Origin of the sequence: Alteromonas sp. DY56-G5, assembly GCF_041414725.1 — a bacterium.
Classification (GTDB): domain Bacteria; phylum Pseudomonadota; class Gammaproteobacteria; order Enterobacterales; family Alteromonadaceae; genus Alteromonas; species Alteromonas macleodii.
In genome coordinates this window covers 1-771 of record NZ_JANHZQ010000132.1, presented here as the reverse complement: position 1 = coordinate 771, position 771 = coordinate 1, and the positions used below count along the sequence as shown (strand labels likewise).

The 771-nt window shown below is 42.4% G+C and carries 2 tRNA genes and 1 rRNA gene; all 3 read left to right on the top strand.

The features are described 5' to 3' along the window. Nucleotides 1–58 (top strand): 16S ribosomal RNA (locus NO989_RS21875); the annotation flags it as partial. Nucleotides 59–135: 77 nt separating this feature from the next. Then, nucleotides 136–211 (top strand) — tRNA-Ala (locus NO989_RS21870). Nucleotides 212–254: 43 nt separating this feature from the next. Continuing rightward, nucleotides 255–331 (top strand) — tRNA-Ile (locus NO989_RS21865). The last annotated feature ends 440 nt before the right edge of the window (nucleotides 332–771 follow it).

Below are 771 nucleotides of genomic sequence, written 5' to 3'. Positions count from 1 at the left end.
TGGGGTGAAGTCGTAACAAGGTAACCCTAGGGGAACCTGGGGTTGGATCACCTCCTTACCATTACGTCGAAAGACGCCTTGATGCAGTGCCTACACAGATAGTCTTGTTTAAAATGAAGAACGACACAAGTTTATGGGGCTATAGCTCAGCTGGGAGAGCGCCTGATTTGCATTCAGGAGGTCAGCAGTTCGATCCTGCTTAGCTCCACCATCTACTTGAAACTGGGTTTGTTGCTAACAAACTTAGAAACTGAAGGCTTGTAGCTCAGCTGGTTAGAGCGCACCCCTGATAAGGGTGAGGTCGGCAGTTCAAGTCTGCCCAAGCCTACCATTTCCTTGCTTTGTGAAAGGAAGGTAACAAAGGTAGAAACGTGTCACGTTGGACCCGAAATCCTAATGAATATTTACTGTTTCAGTAAAGATTGATTAGGGTTTTTTACTCTAAGGGAGCATTTACGATACTTTAAAGAGTAATGTAGGTCCTCCTTGCGCAAAAGTCATGACAAAAAGCGTCATGATTTTGCACGATAGTTCTTTAACAATTTGGAAAGCTGATATTAATAGTAATCAATCAAAATTGAGTAACTGAGAAATCGAAAGATGACTTTTTACTCTACTTGACTGAATTGCTTGTTATCAATCGATGATTTGATAGCAAGGCAATTCTTCCGATTAGCTTGTCATGCATGCAACGTAACTTAGACAGAAGTCAAAAGGCTGTTTGGGGTTGTATGGTTAAGTGACGAAGCGTATACGGTGGATGCCTTGGCA